We start from the raw sequence: 1393 nt of genomic DNA on the forward strand, positions 1-1393 counted from the left end.
GTTCTGACCTTCGACATAGCTGGCCGGCACGCACTTGATCTCGGTCCTGGCGCCTTGCGGGGTCACCAGTTGCAGCCGGCCGACCGTCTCGGTCACCATCAACCGGCCGTCGGGCAGGAACGCGATGCGCCAGGGCAGATCGAAGCTAGCCACCTGCGTGATGTTCAAAGGAAGGTCGGGATCGGGTTTCTGATCGCCTGCATTGGTCTGTGCATGGGCAGTGCTTGTGAGCAGGGCCGCGATCAGTAACCCGTTTGCCAGCTTCTTCATTCGCATGTTTTCCTTACGTCCGAGTGACCCGGAAGATCGTAGTGTTCTCAATGCCGTTTGAGTGTGACGGTTTCTTTAATCCGGCGTGGCCGAGTCCACGCACGCCACATAAAGCACCCGCCTAAGTTCGCCCTTCCGGTTCGGGCACGTAGAGCGTGCACAGAGCGGCGAGGAGCAGGCTAGCGCCGCCCAGACCCAGTGCCCAGATGGGCTGATTGTGAAAGCACAGGCGCAGCAGCAGACCGAGAACGCTGGCGGCGAGCACCTGGGGGATCACGATGAAGAAATTGAAAATGCCCATGTAGACGCCCAGCTTCGCCGTGGGCAGGTTGTCCGAAAGCAGCGCATAAGGCAGCGATAGAATCGAAGCCCAGGCAAAGCCGACACCCACCATCGAGGCGAGCAGCCAGTGTGGGTCGCGGATGTACAGGAACGACAACAGCCCTGCGCCACCAAGGCACAGGTTCATCACGTGGCTGATGCGCAGGCCCCAACGGCGAACCATCAGCGGGATAACCACCGCGGCCAGTGCGCCAAATCCATTATAGGCGGCGAACAGCACGCCGACCCAGTTGGCTCCCTCGTTGTAGACCGACGAGCTGGTATCGGCGGTGCCGTAAATCGTCTGCGTCACACCTGCGGTGGTGTAGATCCACATCGCGAACAGCGAGAACCAGGAAAACAACTGCACCCCGGCCAGGCGCCGCATCGAGATCGGCATGCCATAAACGTCACCCATCACCTCGCGCAGCATCCCGCGGCTACGCGTCCGGCCAAGCCAGGTGAGCAGAAGGCCAAACAGGATCAGGCCGCCGGCCAGCAGGTAAACCTCCTTCTCCAGCGAAAAATGCCTGATCGCAACGAAAACCGCGGCACCCGCCAGCAGCAGTAGCAAGCCCGGTCGCCCGGCCCGTGATACATCCACCGACGGCCCTTCAGGCACGTTGTCGGTGAACGAACGCAGCTGCGCAGGCGGGTACTCGCGCGTGGTCAGCATGGTCCAGAGCACGGCCCCGAGCAGTACCGCGCCGCCGCCGTAGAAGGCGAACTTCACCGTATCGGGAATGCCTCCGTCCTTCGCCACGTTGGCGACACCGAACTGCGCCAGGACCCAGGGCAGCAT

2 protein-coding genes are annotated in these 1393 nt (G+C 62.2%); both read right to left on the reverse strand.

Annotated features, from left to right (window positions below):
- Positions 1-270: PQQ-dependent sugar dehydrogenase (locus AC1DSN_RS22645; RefSeq protein ID WP_477333082.1), on the reverse strand; the 270-nt coding region annotated here is incomplete at its 3' end.
- 121 nt (positions 271-391) lie between these two features.
- Positions 392-1393 (reverse strand): MFS transporter (locus tag AC1DSN_RS22650; RefSeq protein ID WP_477333084.1); only part of this gene is annotated, 1002 nt, incomplete at its 5' end.

It is taken from the genome of Luteibacter sp. P4_D7_3 (genome assembly GCF_056401735.1).